We start from the raw sequence: 298 nt of genomic DNA, 5'->3' as shown, positions 1-298 counted from the left end.
GCGTGCTTACGGCGTTATTCTCGACGCATCGTTCCATAAGGTTGAGGGCTACGGGGACGGAAAACTGTGGAAGGTGATGGGGCTGTTGGCAATCGACAAAAATAAGTATCCGGATGTCGCACAAAAAGTTCTGACACGGGAAATCAACACCTATTCTATGGGTGCTCTCGTTGATTACTTCACGTGTGGGTACTGTGGCGCTCAGTGTACGGCACGCCACACCTGTGGACACATCACGAGCCCGAAGCAGGTTAACTGGAAAAAGTATCGAGATTTCGATGGTTCCACGCATTTGGCA

General features: G+C 50.7%; 1 protein-coding gene. It reads left to right on the top strand.

All coding sequences use genetic code 11. The annotated features are described in order from the left end of the window. The coding region (locus AC1RPG_RS08665; RefSeq protein ID WP_481762581.1) for a hypothetical protein at positions 1-298 on the top strand (298 nt) is incomplete at both ends.

The sequence above is a fragment of the Dellaglioa sp. CoH-57-MRSF-18 genome (assembly GCF_056781995.1).
Note: the sequence above shows the minus strand (reverse complement) of the source record. Positions and strands in the feature narration are given on the sequence as shown.